This window comes from Dryocola mayonis, from assembly GCF_051307045.1.
In the GTDB taxonomy this organism is placed as follows: domain Bacteria; phylum Pseudomonadota; class Gammaproteobacteria; order Enterobacterales; family Enterobacteriaceae; genus Dryocola.
In genome coordinates this window covers 2,732,123-2,749,178 of the sequence record NZ_CP150452.1, presented here as the reverse complement: position 1 = coordinate 2,749,178, position 17,056 = coordinate 2,732,123, and the positions used below count along the sequence as shown (strand labels likewise).

General features: G+C 57.1%; 15 protein-coding genes, 3 pseudogenes and 1 other annotated feature. Of the genes and pseudogenes, 7 read left to right on the top strand and 11 right to left on the bottom strand.

The features are described from left to right. Window positions 1-26: 26 nt before the first annotated feature. From hisIE to hisL, 9 genes and pseudogenes are all read right to left on the bottom strand, one after another. Window positions 27-638, bottom strand: coding sequence for a bifunctional phosphoribosyl-AMP cyclohydrolase/phosphoribosyl-ATP diphosphatase HisIE (gene hisIE, locus WLO32_RS13355; RefSeq protein ID WP_435945560.1), 612 nt, complete (start codon window positions 636-638; stop codon window positions 27-29). Continuing rightward, complete coding sequence (gene hisF / locus WLO32_RS13350; protein WP_435945559.1) at window positions 632-1,408, bottom strand: imidazole glycerol phosphate synthase subunit HisF; 777 nt, start codon at window positions 1,406-1,408, stop codon at window positions 632-634. Before hisF ends, hisIE begins: the two co-directional genes overlap by 7 nt. Continuing rightward, window positions 1,390-2,127 (bottom strand): 1-(5-phosphoribosyl)-5-[(5-phosphoribosylamino)methylideneamino]imidazole-4-carboxamide isomerase, encoded by a 738-nt coding sequence (gene hisA / locus WLO32_RS13345; RefSeq protein WP_435945558.1) that lies wholly within the window; start codon window positions 2,125-2,127, stop codon window positions 1,390-1,392. The genes hisF and hisA overlap by 19 nt, the downstream gene beginning before the upstream one ends. A 5-nt stretch (window positions 2,128-2,132) precedes the next feature. Next, window positions 2,133-2,723, bottom strand: a complete 591-nt coding sequence (gene hisH / locus WLO32_RS13340) for an imidazole glycerol phosphate synthase subunit HisH (protein WP_435945557.1) — start codon at window positions 2,721-2,723, stop codon at window positions 2,133-2,135. Further along, window positions 2,723-3,790: a bifunctional histidinol-phosphatase/imidazoleglycerol-phosphate dehydratase HisB gene (hisB, locus tag WLO32_RS13335; protein WP_435945556.1), complete on the bottom strand. Its 1,068-nt coding sequence runs from the start codon at window positions 3,788-3,790 to the stop codon at window positions 2,723-2,725. Before hisB ends, hisH begins: the two co-directional genes overlap by 1 nt. After that, on the bottom strand, window positions 3,787-4,869 hold the full coding sequence (gene hisC, locus WLO32_RS13330) for a histidinol-phosphate transaminase (RefSeq protein WP_435945555.1): 1,083 nt from the start codon (window positions 4,867-4,869) through the stop codon (window positions 3,787-3,789). The genes hisB and hisC overlap by 4 nt, the downstream gene beginning before the upstream one ends. Next, window positions 4,866-6,173: a histidinol dehydrogenase gene (gene hisD, locus WLO32_RS13325; protein WP_435945554.1), complete on the bottom strand. Its 1,308-nt coding sequence runs from the start codon at window positions 6,171-6,173 to the stop codon at window positions 4,866-4,868. Before hisD ends, hisC begins: the two co-directional genes overlap by 4 nt. Window positions 6,174-6,177: 4 nt before the next feature. Continuing rightward, window positions 6,178-7,078: pseudogene (hisG, locus tag WLO32_RS13320) on the bottom strand (ATP phosphoribosyltransferase). A gap of 35 nt (window positions 7,079-7,113) precedes the next feature. Continuing rightward, window positions 7,114-7,236, bottom strand: a sequence feature (His leader region). Continuing rightward, on the bottom strand, window positions 7,212-7,262 hold the full coding sequence (gene hisL, locus WLO32_RS13315; protein ID WP_202304721.1) for a his operon leader peptide: 51 nt from the start codon (window positions 7,260-7,262) through the stop codon (window positions 7,212-7,214). It overlaps the preceding feature by 25 nt. 198 nt (window positions 7,263-7,460) lie before the next feature. On the opposite strand from hisL, the gene WLO32_RS13310 reads away from it, so the two are divergent. From WLO32_RS13310 to WLO32_RS13290, 5 genes and pseudogenes are all read left to right on the top strand, one after another. Next, complete coding sequence (locus tag WLO32_RS13310) at window positions 7,461-8,288, top strand: SDR family oxidoreductase (protein WP_435945553.1); 828 nt, start codon at window positions 7,461-7,463, stop codon at window positions 8,286-8,288. Window positions 8,289-8,327: 39 nt separating this feature from the next. After that, entirely contained in the window at window positions 8,328-9,254 is a 927-nt protein-coding gene (locus WLO32_RS13305) for a LysR family transcriptional regulator (protein WP_435945552.1), read from the top strand. A 126-nt stretch (window positions 9,255-9,380) separates the two neighbouring features. Next, a pseudogene (gene gabT / locus WLO32_RS13300) lies at window positions 9,381-10,680 on the top strand (4-aminobutyrate--2-oxoglutarate transaminase). 153 nt (window positions 10,681-10,833) lie between these two features. Then, window positions 10,834-10,896, top strand: a complete 63-nt coding sequence (gene yoeI / locus WLO32_RS13295) for a membrane protein YoeI (RefSeq protein ID WP_121267984.1) — start codon at window positions 10,834-10,836, stop codon at window positions 10,894-10,896. Beyond that, on the top strand, window positions 10,886-12,250 hold the full coding sequence (locus tag WLO32_RS13290; protein ID WP_435945551.1) for an APC family permease: 1,365 nt from the start codon (window positions 10,886-10,888) through the stop codon (window positions 12,248-12,250). Before yoeI ends, WLO32_RS13290 begins: the two co-directional genes overlap by 11 nt. A 60-nt stretch (window positions 12,251-12,310) precedes the next feature. Here WLO32_RS13290 and sbcB read toward each other — a convergent pair. Together sbcB and WLO32_RS13280 are read right to left on the bottom strand one after the other, a co-directional pair. Beyond that, window positions 12,311-13,751: pseudogene (gene sbcB, locus WLO32_RS13285) on the bottom strand (exodeoxyribonuclease I). Window positions 13,752-13,815: 64 nt separating this feature from the next. Further along, entirely contained in the window at window positions 13,816-14,967 is a 1,152-nt protein-coding gene (locus WLO32_RS13280) for an acyltransferase family protein (RefSeq protein WP_435945550.1), read from the bottom strand. 252 nt (window positions 14,968-15,219) lie between these two features. Between WLO32_RS13280 and dacD the strand changes: the two genes are divergently transcribed. Further along, window positions 15,220-16,386 (top strand): serine-type D-Ala-D-Ala carboxypeptidase DacD, encoded by a 1,167-nt coding sequence (gene dacD / locus WLO32_RS13275; RefSeq protein ID WP_435945549.1) that lies wholly within the window; start codon window positions 15,220-15,222, stop codon window positions 16,384-16,386. A 166-nt stretch (window positions 16,387-16,552) separates the two neighbouring features. Next, window positions 16,553-17,023 carry a DNA gyrase inhibitor SbmC gene (sbmC, locus tag WLO32_RS13270; RefSeq protein ID WP_435945548.1) on the top strand — a complete coding sequence of 157 codons (471 nt, stop codon included), beginning with the start codon at window positions 16,553-16,555 and terminating at the stop codon, window positions 17,021-17,023. Window positions 17,024-17,056 lie beyond the last annotated feature (33 nt).

The window sequence follows — 17,056 nt, the reverse complement described above, 5'->3', positions numbered from 1 at the left end:
GCGGCCTTTTTCATATCCAAATAAACCTACTTATGCCGCGCCCGCAAATTCTTGATAACCGCGCTTAAATCTAAATCCTGATCCTGTAACAGCACCAGCAGGTGATACATCAAATCCGAAGCTTCGTTGGTCAGTTCATGACGGTCATTGACGGTAGCCGCCAGCGCTGTCTCCACGCCTTCTTCACCCACTTTCTGCGCGATGCGTTTGGTGCCGCTGGCGTACAGCTTCGCGGTGTAAGAGCTTTCTGGGTCGGCGGTTTTACGCGATGCCAGAAGCTCCTCCAGTTCGTAGAGAAAATGCCAGTCATGCTTAGCCGGCGCAAAGCAGCTTGAGTTGCCGAGATGGCAGGTCGCGCCGATGGGGTTTACCAGCGCCAGCAGGGTATCGTTATCGCAGTCTGGCGTGATGCTGACCACGTTCAGGAAGTTGCCGGAGGTTTCGCCTTTCGTCCACAGGCGCCGTTTGGTGCGTGAATAGAAGGTCACTTTTCCGCTCTGCTCGGTCTGAGCAAGCGCTTGCTGATTCATATACCCCAGCATCAACACCTCGCCCGACACGGCATGTTGCACGATGACCGGCATCAGCCCGTCGGTCTTTTCCCAGTCAAGCTGGCCACGCTGTTGTTCTGTTAACACACTCGAATCTCCACGCCAAGCTGAGCTAAAAAGAGCTTAAGCTCGCCGATATTAATAATCTGTTTATGGAATACGGAAGCTGCCAGCGCGCCGTCAACGTCCGCGTCGCGGAAGGCTTCCAGGAAGTGCTCCATGGTGCCTGCGCCGCCAGATGCAATCAGCGGTACACGGCAGACTTCGCGCACCTGGCGCAGCTGCTCTAAATCGTAGCCGTTGCGCACGCCGTCCTGGTTCATCATATTCAATACGATTTCCCCCGCCCCGCGTTTTTGCACCTCCTGCACCCAGTCCAGCGTTTCCCACTGCGTCACCCTTGTACGGCTCTCGTCGCCGGTGTACTGGTTCACGTGATATTTGCCCGTTTGTGCGTCAAACCAGGTATCAATACCTACCACAATGCACTGCACGCCAAAGCGGTCCGCAAGGCGGGTGATAAGCTCCGGCTCGGCCAGGGCAGGGGAGTTGATGGAGATTTTATCTGCGCCAAACGACAGGATTTTCGCCGCGTCGTCGACGGATTTAATACCGCCGGCGACGCAGAAAGGAATATCGATAACTTCCGCCACGCGCGATACCCAGCTTTTATCCACCACGCGTCCGTCGCTGGAGGCTGTGATATCGTAAAACACCAGTTCGTCCGCGCCTTCCTGCGCGTAGCGCTGGGCCAGCGGCACGATGTCGCCGATAATTTCGTGGTTGCGAAACTGCACGCCTTTGACAACCTGGCCGTCACGCACGTCCAGGCAGGGGATTATCCGTTTTGCCAGCATGAGATCGCCTCCGCTACGTTAAATTTACCTTCCAGCAGCGCACGCCCGACGATTACGCCGTTCACGCCGGTGCCGCGCAGCGCGGCGATATCGTTAAGCTCGCCGATGCCGCCCGAAGACTGAAATGCAATCTGCGGATAGCGGGCGCAGACTTCTTCATAAAGAGAAACGTTAGAACCGGCAAGCGTCCCGTCACGGGATATATCCGTGCAGAGCACGTGTTTTAGCCCCACCGGGAGATAGGTTTCCACCAGTTCTTCCAGCGATACGCCGGAGTTTTCCTGCCAGCCGCTTACCGCAACCTGCTTAGTGCCTTGTTCGTCGATGCGCACATCCAGCGCGAGCACCAGAGCGTCGGCGCCAAAGCGCGTGAACCAGCCCTTAACCTCCTGCGGGGATTTTACCGCCGTTGAGCCAACGACTACGCGCGCGACGCCAGCATCTAAAAGCGCGGCCACGTCTTCTTCGCTGCGTACGCCGCCGCCAACCTGAACCGGTACCGTCACGCCGGCAACGAGCTTTTTGAGCAGCGAAATCTGACGCTTAGCCGGATCTTTCGCCCCGGTCAGGTCAACCAGATGCAGAACCTGCGCGCCCTGCGCCTGGTAATCCTGCAGGCGAGGCAGCGGATCGCGGCCGTAATCGCGCAGCTTTCCGTAATCCCCCTGATGGAGACGCACCACTGCGCCGTCAATTAAATCGAGAGCGGGAATAATCATCGTGCTTACATCTCCAGGAAGTTCTTAAGCAATTTGGCTCCGGCGGCGCCTGAACGTTCAGGGTGGAACTGCACGCCGTAGAAATTGTCTTTCTGCACGGCCGCCGTGAAGGGTTCGCCGTAGCTCGCCTGTGCGACCGTATTAGCGCACACCGCCATCGCATAGCTGTGAACAAAATAGAAGTACGCGCCGTCTTCAATATCACGAAACAGATGGTCGCCCGCTTTTGGATAAACGCGGTTCCAGCCCATATGCGGCAGCGGCAAACCGTGGTCGGTCATTTTCAGCACGGGCTCGTCGATAATGCCCAGCGTTTTAACGCCCAGGTTTTCATCGCTGTGGCTGCCGAGGATCTGCATGCCGAGACAAATGCCCAGCACCGGCTGGGTGCAGGCCTGGATCAGCTCAATCAAATCACGTTCATGCAGCTTGTCCATTGCCGCCTGCGCGGTGCCAACGCCCGGCAGGAAGAGTTTATCCGCGCGCAGCACTGTATCCGCGTCGCGGCTTACCACCGGCTCGTAGCCCAGACGCCTGACAGATGATTTTACCGACAGCAGGTTGGCGCAGCCGGTATCAAGAATCACCACGTTCATCACAGCACTCCTTTTGAGGAGGGCAGCGTGTCGCCTTCAACGCGAATCGCCTGGCGCAGCGTGCGGCCAAACACCTTAAACAGGCTCTCGACGCGGTGATGGTCGTTTTTGCCTTTGGTTTTCAGGTGCAGCGTGACGCCCATGGTGTAGGAGAGCGAGCGGAAGAAGTGTTCGACCATTTCGGTGCTCAGATCGCCCACGCGCTGGAAGTTATACTCGGCTTTATATTCCAGATGCGGACGGCCGGAGATATCCAGCGCACAGCGCGCCAGGCACTCGTCCATCGGCAGCGTGAAGCCGAAGCGGGTAATGCCGCGCTTATCGCCAAGGGCGATTTTCAGCGCTTCGCCCAGCGCCAGTCCCGTATCTTCAACGGTGTGGTGATCGTCAATGTACAGATCGCCTTTCACGCTGATTTCCATGCGGAAGCCGCCGTGCGTGGCTATCTGATCCAGCATGTGATCGAAGAAGCCGACGCCGGTGTTGATCTTGCTGCCGCCTTCGCGGTCGAGCCAGACCTGCACGTCAATCTGCGTCTCCTTGGTGGCGCGCTCAACGTGAGCGTAGCGGTCACGTTTGGTGAGACGATCGCTTATCATCGGCCAGCTCAGGGTTTCGGCATTGTAGCGCAGCCCCTGAATGCCCATATTTTCAGCAAGCTCGATATCGGTGGCGCGGTCGCCAATGACGTAGCTGTTTGGTTTATCCAGCACGCCTTCTTCCAGATAGCCTTTGACCATCGCGATTTTCGGCTTGCGGCAGTCGCAGTCGTCCGCCGGTAAATGCGGGCAAATCAGAATATCGTCAAAGTTCACGCCCTGGGAGGTGAATACCTGCATCATCAGGTTATGCGGCCCGTCAAAATCGGCCTGCGGGAAGCTGGCGGTCCCCAGTCCGTCCTGATTGGTAATCATCACCAGCTTGTAGCCCGCTTTTTGCAGCTGCAGCAGGGCCGGGATCACCGCCGGTTCAAAGGCGAGCTTGTCCATGCGATCCACCTGGAAATCAGCAGGCGGCTCGGAAATTAAGGTGCCGTCACGGTCGATAAAAAGAATTTTCTGGCTCACACGCCCTCCGTAGCCGTCAGGCCGGGTTGTTGGCGCAGCGCAGCAAGGGTGCGCTCGCACTCTTCAAGGGTGCCGACGGTAATCCGCAGGCAGCCGCTTAACGATGGTTGTTTATTCTGGTCGCGTAAGATAATGCCCTGATCCCACAGAGATTTAAATACCGCGCTTGAGGCGGTGATTCTCGCCAGCACGTAGTTGGTTTCGGAGGCAAAAACCTCTTCGACGCAGGGCACCTCTTGCAGGGCGTTAACCAGATACTGACGGTTGGCCAGCACCTGCGCCACCCGCTCACGCATGGCGTTTATTCCCTGCGTGCTTAACGCCTGGGCGGCAATATCCGCGACGGGCGTGGACAGCGGATAAGGCGCAATCACCTTCAGCAGCAGGTTGATGACCTCTTCGTTCGCCAGCGTAAATCCACAGCGCAGGCCGGCGAGGGCAAACGCCTTGGATAAGGTGCGCAACACGACGAGATGCGGATATTCCTCAAGCCAGCCGGCAAGCGTCGCCTGCGGGCAGAACTCGATATAGGCTTCGTCTGCCACCACCAGCGCTTTGCCGCGCGCCATTTCCAGCAGAACGCGGAAGTCCTGCGGGTTGATAAGCTGCCCGGTTGGGTTGTTCGGGCTGCAAACGTAAATCACCTTTACGCCTGCCAGATTATCCGCAATGGCCGGTAAGTCGAGCTGCCAGTTTTCCAGCGTCCGCACCGTGCGGCATTCCACGCCGAAAGCCTCCGCGCTGACGGTGTACATGCCATAGGTCGGCGGGCAGTAAAGCACGGCGTCTTTGCCAGGCTCGCAGAAGACGCGGATGAGCAGCTCGATGCCTTCGTCGGCACCGCGGCTCACCAGCACCTGTTCCGGTTTTACGCCCGCATAGGCAGCGTAACGTTCAATCACCAGCTTCGGCTGGCATTCCGGATAGCGGTTTAGCGACTGCTGCGTTAATTCATACTCAACGGCCGTCGGATATTCGTTGGCGTTCAGCCACACATCGCCATTGCCGCCCAGCCGGCGGGCCGACTGATAAGGGGTCAGGGCGCGAACGTTATCGCGGGCTAACTCTTCAAGGCTCATTGCATCTCCTTTAGCGCGGCTACGCGCAGGGTCACGGCGTTTTTGTGGGCGTCCAGCAGCTCGGCGGCGGCCAGGGTTTCAATGGTTTTCGCAAGGCCTGCAAAGCCCTGCGGGGTGAGCTCCTGCACGGTCATCCGCTTCTGGAAATCCGCCAGCCCAAGGCTTGAGCAGGTCGCGGTGTAACCATACGTCGGCAGCACGTGGTTGGTGCCGGAGGCATAATCACCGGCGGACTCCGGGGACCAGTCGCCGAGAAATACCGAGCCGGCGCTGGTAATACTGTCGACCAGCTCGCGGGCGTTGCGCGTCTGAATAATCAGGTGTTCCGGTCCGTACTGGTTGGAAATGTCGATGCACTGCGCCAGGTCGCGCGCCACGATCAGGCGGCTGCTTTCCAGCGCTTTGCGGGCCGTTTCCGCGCGCGGTAAGGCGGCCAGCTGGCTTTCGACGGCTTCGGCTACGGCCTGCGCCATGGCGGCGTCCGGCGTAAGCAGAATTACCTGCGAATCCGGGCCGTGTTCGGCCTGGGAAAGCAGGTCGGAGGCCACAAAGGCGGGCGTGGCGCCGCTATCGGCGATCACCAGCACTTCGGAAGGCCCCGCCGGCATGTCGATTGCCGCGCCGTCAAGGCGCTGGCTGACCTGGCGTTTTGCTTCGGTGACGAAGGCGTTGCCCGGCCCGAAGATTTTGTCCACCTTCGGAATGCTTTCGGTGCCCAGCGCCAGCGCGGCAATGGCCTGCGCGCCGCCAACCTGAAACACCTCCTGCACGCCGCAAAGCTGCGCCGCGTAAAGGATTTCATCGGCAATCGGCGGCGGCGAGCAAAGCACCACTTTCTTACAGCCCGCGATACGCGCCGGAGTGGCGAGCATCAGCACGGTAGAGAACAGCGGCGCAGAGCCGCCTGGGATATAAAGGCCGACGGATGCAACCGGGCGCGTAACCTGCTGGCAGCGCACGCCGGGCATGGTTTCCACATCCACGGTCGCCAGCTGCTGGGCGAGGTGGAATGTTTCGATATTGGCGACGGCAACCGCCATCGCTTCTTTAATATCCGTACCAAGACGCCCGACGGCGGCGGCGATTTCCTGTTCGGTGACCTTTAGCTGCTGAACTTCAGTTTTATCAAATTTGGCGCTGTATTCACGCAGCGCCCTGTCGCCGTTGGTTTTAACATTATTCAGAATCTCCGCCACCGTGCGCGAGATGCTTTCAGATGCGGAAATGGCCGGGCGCATCAACAGCGCTTGCTGAGCGGCCTCATCGCAGTCGTTCCAGAAAATTTGCGTGTTGAAGTTCGACATCGGCTTACTCCATCATCTTCTCAATCGGCAGCACCAGAATGGAGCTTGCGCCCAGCGCTTTGAGTTTTTCCATGGTTTCCCAGAACAGGGTTTCGCTGCTGACCATGTGCATCGCCACACGCTGCTGATCCCCTGCCAGCGGCAGTATAGTCGGGCGCTCGGCGCCCGGCAGCAGGGCGACGATCTCCTCCAGACGTTCGCCCGGCGCGTGCAGCATGATGTATTTTGATTCACGAGCCTGAATAACGCCCTGGATACGGGTCATTAATTTATCGATCAGCTGCTGTTTCGCTTCCGGCATTTCGCCATCGCGCTGAATAAGGCAGGCTTTGGAGCGGTAAATGACCTCGACTTCGCGCAGGCCGTTGGCTTCAAGAGTGGCGCCGGTGGAAACCAGGTCGCAAATCGCGTCCGCCAGGCCCGCGCGGGGAGCCACCTCAACGGAGCCGTTCAGCAGGCAGGATTTAAACTGCACGCCTTTGCCGTCAAGGTAGCGCTTAAGCAGGTGAGGGTAAGAGGTAGCGATACGCTTATTGTTCAGACAGGCGGGGGCCGTCCCAGGCATCGTCAACGGAGATGGCCAGCGAAAAGCGGCAGCCGCCGAAATCCAGGCGACGCAGGGTGAAGTAACGCGGGTCTTCGCCCTGCGCGCGGCGGGCCAGCAGCTCTTCTTCCAGCACGTTTTCACCGATAATGCCCAGATCCACTACGCCGTCCATGACCAGCCCCGGAATATCGTCGTCGCGCACGCGCAGAATATCAATCGGCATATTTTCCGCCAGCGCAATCAGGCGCTGGGTGTGCAGGTTGATTTTTATGCCGCAGCGGGCCAGCAATTCGCGAGAGTCGTCGCTGAGCCGGCCGGATTTCTGAATAGCTATGCGTAAACGGTTGTTGTCTAACATTGGTGTCTGCCCCTTAGTAATCCTGTCTGACGTCCAAAAAAAAGCCCCCGGAAGAAATCTTCCGGGGGCTTTATCACTCGTTCATGCACCTCTGGAAGATCTTTTCGTCTCCCAGCACGCATCGCCTGAAAGACTAGTCAGGATGATGGTGATGATGGTGGCTTGCAGTCTGAACGCGTGTCATAAAATTCTCGTATGAATGTTTATTCATGATGTGCTTTTAACGTAAACCAGATTCGGCGTTGAGCGCAAGGGCTTTTTATCCTCATGTTTAATATTCTGTTTGCGCCCGCTAATTGTCAGTTCGCCCGTCGTGGCGTAGCCTTAATACAGGCGAGTCACACCAGCGCAGAATAAAACTCTGCGTCTCAGGAGAGAAGGCATGAAAAAGGTTGCGATTGTCGGGTTAGGATGGTTAGGCATGCCGCTGGCGCTGTCATTATCAGCGCGGGGCTGGCAGGTCACAGGAAGCAAAACTACGCTCGACGGCGTTGAGGCGGCCCGCATGTGCGGCATTGACAGCTATCAGCTGCAGCTGACCCCGGAGCTGGTTTGCGACAGCGGCGATCTCGATGAGCTGTTAAACGTGGACGCGCTTGTTATTACGCTGCCCGCCCGGCGAACCGGCGAAGGAGACGATTTTTATCTGCAGGCGGTGCAGGAAATTGTCGACAGCGCGCTGGCGCACCAGATTCCACGTATTATTTTTACCAGCTCCACCTCCGTGTACGGCGAGGCCGAAGGGACGGTGAAAGAAAGCTCGACGCTTGCTCCTGTTACCGCAAGCGGGCGGGTATTAAAAGAACTCGAACAGTGGCTGCATGATTTGCCGGGAACCTCAGTAGATATTCTGCGCCTGGCCGGGCTGGTGGGGCCGGAGCGTCATCCCGGCCGCTTTCTGGCCGGTAAATCCGACATCGCCAACGGCGGGCACGGCGTCAATCTTGTCCATCTCGAAGACGTTATTTCTGCAATTACTCTTCTGTTGCAGGCTCCGAAAGGCGGACACATCTATAATTTATGTGCGCCCGGCCATCCGTCGCGTGAAGAGTTTTATTCCCGGATGGCGCGGCAGCTCAATCTGGCGGCGCCGGCCTTCCGCGCGCAGGAAAAACCGGGGCATGGAAAGCTGGTGGACGGCAACCGTATTTGTAATGAACTGGGGTTTGAATATCAGTATCCGGATCCTTTAGTGATGCCCATGCAGTAGCGCAGCGGGTGGCATTGCTCGTTACCCCAGGGGGCGAGAATGAAACCATTGCTGGACGTACTTATTATCCTCGACACCCTCGATAAAGAAGGGAGCTTTGCCGCGGCGGCGACAAAGCTCTTTAAAACGCCCTCCGCGCTCAGCTACACCGTCCAAAAACTTGAAAACGATCTCAATATTCAGATTCTCGACCGTTCGGGCCATCGGGCGCGCTTTACGCGAACAGGCCAGCTTTTGCTGGAAAAAGGGCGCGAAGTGCTGCATACCGTGCGCGAACTTGAACAGCAGGCTATCAAGCTGCATCAGGGCTGGGAAAACGAACTGGTGATCGGCGTGGACGATTCCTTTCCGTTTTCCCTGCTCACGCCTCTTATTGAGGCCTTTTATAAAAGCTACAGCGTGACGCGCCTGAAGTTTATCAACGGCGTGCTGGGCGGGTCATGGGAAGCGCTGACTGAAGGACGGGCGGATATTATCGTCGGCGCGATGAGCGATCCCCCCTCGCTGAGCGGATTTGGTTTTACCCTGCTCGGGCAGCTGGAAATTATCTTCGTCGTGGCTCCGCACCATCCTCTGGCGGAGGCGCAAGAGCCGCTGACCCGCAGAATAATCAAGCGCAGCAGGGCTGTGGTGGTTGGGGATACTTCCCGTCTTGAACCCTCCCGCGCCATGCATCTGCTTGAGGATCAGGATGCCATTACCGTCTTTGATTTTAAAACCAAGCTTGAGCTGCAAATCAGCGGCATCGGCTGCGGCTATATGCCGCGCTATATGGCCCAGCGCTTTATCGAAAGCGGCGTGCTGGTTGAGAAACAGGTCGTCTCCCACGTGCCCTTTGTGCCGGTGTGGATCGGCTGGAATGAGCAAACCGCCGGGCTCGCCAGCGAGTGGTGGCGGGAGCAGATCGTCGCCAGCCCGGAAATCGCCAATGTCTACGGCATGACGCAAATTAATACTTCCAGGTGAGTGGCAAACCGCCGATCCCGCATCTATTGTTAAAAATGGTTCGATATCTCTTCTGCATGTGTCTTCGCGTTGAAATTTTCTCCTCTGCCCGGTTTTGCAGAGGTTTTTTGTGCGCAAGGAGTTCGTATGAAGCAAACCAATCAGCAATGGCAGTCGCGGCGTGAGCAGGCCGTTCCGCACGGCGTGGGCAACCTGCTGCCTGTCTATATAGAGAAAGCAAAAAACGCCGAGTTGTGGGATGCGGAAGGCAACCGTTACATCGATTTTGCGTCGGGCATCGCGGTCCTGAATACCGGCCATAACCATCCGGCGGTTATCGAAGCGGTTCGCCAGCAGCTCGATCGTTTCACCCATCCGTGTTTTCAGGTCACGCCTTATGGCAACTACATCGAGCTTGCGGAGCGCCTGAACGCGCTGGCGCCCATCAGTGAACCTTGCCAGACGCTTTTCCTGACCACCGGCGCAGAAGCCGTTGAGAACGCGATCAAGGTCGCGCGCATTGCAACCGGGCCGCTCTGCGGTAATTGCTTTTCGCGGCGCGTTTCATGGGCGAACCCTGTTAGGCATGGCGCTAACCGGCAAGGTGCAGCCGTATAAAAAAGGCTACGGCCCGTTCCCTGCGGGTATTTACCACGCGCCTTATCCGGCGGCCTATCTTGGCGTAACGGATACCCAGGCGCTGGCATCGCTGGCGGGTATTTTTGCCGCTGACGTTTCGCCTGACGAGGTCGCCGCCATTATTATCGAGCCGGTGCAGGGAGAGGGCGGTTTTTACGCCGCATCGCCGCAGTTTATGAAGCAGCTACGCTCCATTTGCGATAAGCACGGCATCGTGCTGATAGCCGATGAAATCCAAAGCGGCTTCTGCCGCACCGGCAAAACCTTCGCCATTGAACACAGCGAAGTCGAGCCGGATCTCATCACCATGGCGAAAAGCCTGGCGGGCGGTTTTCCGCTCTCGGCGCTGGTGGGGAAAAAATCCTTGTTTGATAAAGCGCTGCCGGGCGGCCTTGGCGGCACCTATGCCGGCTCTCCCGTGGCCATTGCCGCCGCTCTCGCCGTGACCAATATCATTGAAAAAGAGCAGCTGAACCTGCGCGCGCAGGCGATAGGCGAGCAAATTAAGACAAGGCTGCATCAGCTGGCCGAGCAATTTGACTGTATCGGCGACGTGCGCGGATATGGCGCGATGATTGCTATGGAGCTGGTCGAAGGACGTGACAGCCACCGGCCGGATAAGGAGCTGACCGCGGCGCTGGTGCAGGAGGCGGGCCGTCAGGGGCTTATCCTTTTATCCTGCGGCGTTCGCGCAAACGTCATCAGATTCCTGGTGCCATTAACCGTTGAAAAAGAAATTATTAATGAAGGCCTCAACATCTTGTCATCCTCCCTCGAATTAGTGCAAAATACGCGCCTCACAAAATGAGATAAAAAACCGACGTTAAACGCGTCGGTTATTTTTTTGCATTGAGTCTAAGCAGTTAAACAGGCATTCGCCAAAAAAACCAAGAGGCCGGGCTTCGTACCGGATAGATATTAGCTTTTAAAAAACGACAGTCGTGTCGCCGAGGAAAACAAGATGGGGCAGTTTTTTGCTTTTGCGCATGTCTTCGCCGTTTGGGGGAATGACCATGTCGCTTAACGTCACCGCAGGTGCAAACACCCGCCCAGGTCTGCGTAAGACCCTGACGCTGGTTCCGGTAGTTATGATGGGCCTTGCCTACATGCAGCCGATGACCTTGTTTGATACTTTCGGTATTGTTTCCGGGATGACCGATGGCCATGTGCCGACGGCTTATGCCTTTGCTCTGGTGGCGATCCTGTTCACCGCGCTGAGCTATGGCAAGCTGGTGCGTCGTTTCCCGTCTGCGGGTTCCGCCTATACCTACGCCCAGAAATCAATCCACCCGACCGTTGGGTTTATGGTTGGCTGGTCATCGCTGCTGGACTACCTGTTCATGCCGATGATCAACATTCTGCTGGCGAAAATTTATTTTGAAGCGCTGGTGCCTGGCGTGCCGTCGTGGCTGTTCGTTATTGCGCTGGTGGCCTTTATGACCATCTCCAATCTGCGCAGCATTAAAACCGTTGCCAACTTCAACACCCTGATCGTGGTGCTGCAGATGGGCATCGTTGCGGTGATTGTCGGCCTGATTGTCTATGGGGTTTCCCACGGCGAAGGCGCAGGTACGCTGACCAGCAGCCGTCCGTTCTGGTCCGGCGATGCGCACGTGGTGCCGATGATTACCGGCGCGACCATCCTGTGCTTCTCGTTCCTCGGCTTTGACGGTATCTCTTCTTTGTCTGAAGAGACCAAAGACGCTGAGCGCGTGATCCCAAGAGCCATCTTCCTGACCGCGCTGATCGGCGGGATGGTATTTATCGTTGCGTCTTACTTCCTGCAGCTGTACTTCCCGGATATCTCACGCTTTAAGGATCCGGATGCATCCCAGCCGGAAATCATGCTCTACGTAGCGGGCAAAACCTTCCAGTGGGGCGTGCTGATTTTCTCCAGCGTGACCGTTCTGGCCTCCGGCATGGCGGCGCATGCGGGCGTTTCACGTCTGATGTACGTGATGGGCCGCGACGGCGTGTTCCCGACCCGTTTCTTCGGTTATATCCATCCGAAATGGCGTACGCCGGCATGGAACGTGCTGCTGGTAGGGGCCATCGCGCTGCTGGCGATCCGCTTTGACCTGGTAACCGCGACCGCGCTGATTAACTTTGGCGCCCTGGTGGCATTCACCTTTGTGAACCTGTCAGTTATCTCGCAGTTCTGGATCCGTGAAAAACGCAACAAGACGCTGAAAGACCACTTTAACTATCTGGTTCTGCCGGTGTGCGGCGCGCTGACCGTGGGCGCGCTGTGGATCAACCTGGAAGAGAGCTCGATGATCCTTGGTCTGGTGTGGGGCGCTGTGGGCCTGATTTACCTGGCCTGCGTCACCCGCAGCTTCCGTAATCCGGTACCGCAGTACAACGAAGACGTCGCATAATCGATTGTCGCTATAAAAATGGCTCCCGCGCGGGAGCCATTTTTTTATCCTGCAGAAAGGCTAGCCCACTAAAAACTGCGCATACTCGAACAGCGCTTTAAGCAGCTCCGTCTTCTCTTTATCCCCTTCGTGCTGGTTATACAGCGCTTCCAGCTCCAGCGCGTAGGCCTGTAACGCTTCTTGCGTCAGCACCTCCTGACGATGCGCCAGCCAGCGCTGCTGCTCGGCTTCATCCAGGGTGCCGGGGAAATTACGCGCCCGGTAATTGAACAGCAGCTTCTCAATACGCTTATCGACGAATGAAATATCCAGCGCCGAAAGATTCTGCGGCTCGGTTTGCAGCACGATACGCATCGCCGCGCGATCGGCGTCGCTAAAGAAGCCGTTATAAAGCTGCGTATCGACGTTATCCGCAGGCACAAACGGCTCGGCCTCGGCAAAAATCGCCACCGCTTTTTCGCGCACGCCCGGATGTTCGCGCAGAGCTTTAAGATTATCCAGGCACCGCTGGCGGTCGATGCCCAGACGCTCCGCGTCCTCGGCACGCAGGGTGTTGGCGACGGGCCAGCACCGGACATTTATTAAGATGAACAAGTTTGATCGGCACGGCCGCCGCATCGCCCAGGGAAGATTTCGGCGTGTATAAACGCTCGCGCAGCGCATCGGTATCCAGTTCAAGCAGCGGCGTAATATCACCGGCAAGGTCTACCACAATGACCGCGTTGCGGTTTTCCGGATGCCAGGCAAGAGGGGCAATCCAGCTGGTGTTGCCGCGCCAGGCGCCGAACATGCCGGAGACGTGCACCAGCGGTTTCATCTGCGGGATATCGATGAGCGTCGTAAGCTTTTGCTTAGAACGGTGGCTGTAGAGATAGTCAAACAGCCGCGGCTGACGGGTTTTCACCAGCTGCGCCATGGCGATGGTGGCGTAAACGTCCGACATGGCGTCGTGCGCGTTGGCGTGCTCAATGCCGTTGGCTTTGGTGAGATGCTCAAGGCGGAAGCTCGGCAGACCGTCTTCGTTTTCCGGCCAGACGATGCCTTCCGGGCGCAGCGCGTAGCAGGCGCGCATCACGTCCAGCAGGTCCCAGCGGGAATTGTCGTTCTGCCAGCTCCAGGCGTAAGGATCGTAAAAGTTGCGATAGAAAATATTGCGCGTGACTTCATCATCAAAGCGCACGTTGTTGTAGCCCACCACGCAGGTTTTCGGCACGGTGAAAATATCGTGAATGCGTTTCGCAAATGCGGCTTCGTTCTCGCCGCGCGCCAGCGCCTGCTGAGGCGTAATGCCGGTGATCATCACCGCTTCCGGCTGGGGCAAATAATCATCCGCGGGCCTGCAGTAAAACACCTCGGGCTCGCCGATAACCTTGAACTGGTCGTCGGTGCGGATGGCGGCAAACTGCGCGGGCCGGTCCAGCGACGGGCTCTTACCGAAGGTTTCATAATCATGGAAGAGGAACGTAGGGTGCGATGCGGTATCAGACACGAAAGTTACCATTAAGCTGATGAAGGTCTGGCTTAATGGTAACTCATTTGGCAGGGCATCAGAAGAAAACCCGCCGCTAGGGCGTCAGCCTTTGCGGCCGTGCGGCCTCGCGATTGAGGATGCGTTTTCCTAACGCAATTCCCGGCTTTTCAATCCTGTGGTAGAGGACCAGCGCGATAAGCCAGGTTAGCGGCAGGCATATTGCTGCCGCGACCAGAAAGCGCACCAGCGCAGGCAAATGGCTGAAGGCCGTGGTATGAATCAGCAGCCCGATGACCGGAATGACGATCGTTAAATGCAGCAGGTAGACCGAGTAGGAGATATCGCCGAAAAACAGGCTGATCGGGCGCGTCAGCAGGTAGCGCGGGTAGTGCGCCAGGCGGCTCAAACGCGTGCTTTTTTCCGGCCTCCAGAGCAGGCCGGCCATGCTGACGATCAGCAGGCATTCAACGATCAGGCGCAGGTGGTTTTCCGCAAGGCGCATTTGCCAGGCGACGACGGGGGCGAGCAGGGCCAGGGCCAGATAGCCTGTCTTGCGCTGGCGAACGGCCTGGGATATCAGCATGCCGGCGATAAAAAAGGGCAGCTTAATCAGGATCATCGACGGCATCGGGAAGGCTTCGAAGTAGTCCGGCAGCAGCCAGCGGGCCGCAAGGCAAAACAGCATCAGCATGGCCGCCGAAATTGAGAAGCCAAAACGCATGATAATCAGCATGATGAACGGGAACAGCAGGTAATACTGCATTTCCAGCCCGATGCTCCAGTCGGGCAGCACCGTACGGTATGAATAGTCCGGAATAAAGCCAAAAACGAACGTCGCATGGCTTGCGATATTCATCAATGAGTGGTCGGCATAGCGGCTGGTGAGGGTCGCGGTGGTGGGCCATGCGCCGGCGATAATACTGCGCATTTCCCCAAACCAGCCGCCGAAAACAAGCGCGAAGATAAGCAGTAAATAATAAAGAGGGGCAATTCTGAAAAAGCGCCTTAGCCAGAACGTGCGCCACGTATTAACGCTATTCCACGGCTCCTTTTCCTGCCGGTCCTGATAATTTTTCGCCATCAAATAACCGGACAGCAGGATAAAGAGATCGACGCCGAGGCCCGGGTCGTAAAGCAGCGGAATACGGCACTGGGTCAGCAGGCAAATATGTCCCAACAGCACCCAAAGCGAGGCGAAACCCCGCAGGCCCTCAAGTTCCGGCGTCCAGTATTTACTTTGCACCATGCTGGTACCTTCAGAATAAAATTCACGCGAAAAGGCACGATATAAATGAACAGCGGCGCTGGCAATAAAATGCTGGCCGGCAACGAGTACTATCAGATAATACGCAGGCCGGGCGGAAGAATAGCCGTGCAAAAACGGCTGGATAATATTGCAAACGGGCGAGCGTCATATCCTCTTGCAATTTTGGCGCGAAAAAAAATGTTAAATCCAGTACAACGAGCGGCTGAAAATAATGTTGTTGAGGATATATCGTTGAAGATCCGTCGGTTTGTTGCTTTTTCACTCCTGTCGCTTTCCGCCCATAGTGCTTTTGCCGACGAGAATTTCGTAAACGCGCCGCTGCCGCCGCAAATTCAGGCCGGCTCATGGGTGCTGATGGATTACAGCACGGGTCAGATCCTGACCGCGCAAAATGAACACGTACAGCGCAATCCGGCGAGCCTGACCAAGCTGATGACCGGCTATGTTGTCGACCGCGCCATCGACAGCAAGCGTATCAGCCCTGAGGATATCGTCACCGTAGGAAAAGACGCCTGGGCGCAGGGAAACCCCGTGTTTAACGGCTCGTCGCTGATGTTCTTAAAGCCCGGCGACAGGCTGACGGTGCGCGATCTGAGCCGCGGCCTGATTATCGATTCCGGTAACGACGCCTGCGTGGCGCTTGCCGACTATGTGGCCGGCGGCGAACCGCAGTTCGTCGCGATGATGAATAAATACGTGTCGCAGCTTGGCCTGCGCGATACCCATTTCGAAACCGTCCACGGCCTTGACGCGCCCGGCCAGCACAGCTCCGCCTATGATTTAGCCGTGCTTTCGCGGGCGATAATTCACGGTGAGCCTGAGTTTTATCATATGTACAGCGAGCGCAGCCTGACGTGGAACGGAATCACGCAGCAAAACCGCAACGGCCTGCTGTGGGATAAAAACCTTAACGTCGACGGGCTGAAAACGGGCCACACCTCCGGGGCAGGGTTCAACCTGATTGCTTCAAGCGTGGTCGGGCAGCGCCGCCTGATCGCGGTGGTGATGGGGGCGGACAGCCCGAAAGGGCGCGAAGAGCAGGCGCGCAAGCTGCTGCACTGGGGCCAGGACAACTTCGACACCGTGCAGATCCTGCATAAAGGCAAGAAAATCGGCTCGGAGCATATCTGGTATGGCGATACGGATACCTTTGACGTAGGCACTAACCAGGATGTATATATGGCTTTGCCGAAATCTGAAGTCCCTAATATCAAAGCGAAATATGTTCTTGATCGCCAGGACATGCAGGCGCCTTTAGCCGCCAGCCAGCGCGTGGGCGAAATCGAACTTTTTGACCGCGACAAGCTTATCGCCCACTGGCCGCTGGTTTCGCTTAGCGAAGTGAAGAAAGGCGGGATGTGGTCGCGCTTTAGCGACTACCTGCACCGCAAACTCTGATTTCCCCTGAGAAGGAATGACGGGAGAGGAGCGATCCTCTCCCGTTTTTTTTGCCTACACTAAAAGCGATCCTGCTCGCAGAACAAACGCGCTCTCCTCGCGGGAGCCGTCACACTTTGTTATTTATCTGTATATAAAAACAGTACAGGCCCAGACAGGAGGATGCATGGAATTCACCATACAACAGGCGCCGGAACGTACGGTTGCGGGTTTCCACATGGTTGGCCCGTGGGAAAAAACGGTCCATCAGGGGTTTGAGCAGCTCGCCCTATGGGTAAAATCACACGGCGTTAACGGCGCCGAGTGGCTGGCGATTTACTACGACAACCCTGAAGAAGTGCCTGCTGAAAAGCTGCGCTGCGATACGGTTGTGCGCGTGGCGGAGGATTTTGTTGTGCCGGAAAACAGCGAAGGGGTGATCACCACGCGCATCGAGGCGGGTGAGTATGCCGTTGCGCGAGCGCGCGTTGCGGACAATGATTTCGCCAAACCCTGGCAGCAGTTCTTCGCCCTCCTGCTGGCTGATGAACGCTATCAGCTAACCGGCAAGCCCTGCTTTGAGCACTATCTTAACGACGGTTCGCAAAGCGGCGTCTGGGAGCTTGATATGTACGTTCCGGTTGCCAGCAAGCGCTAATAACCATCCTGAAAATTGCAATAACATTATCCT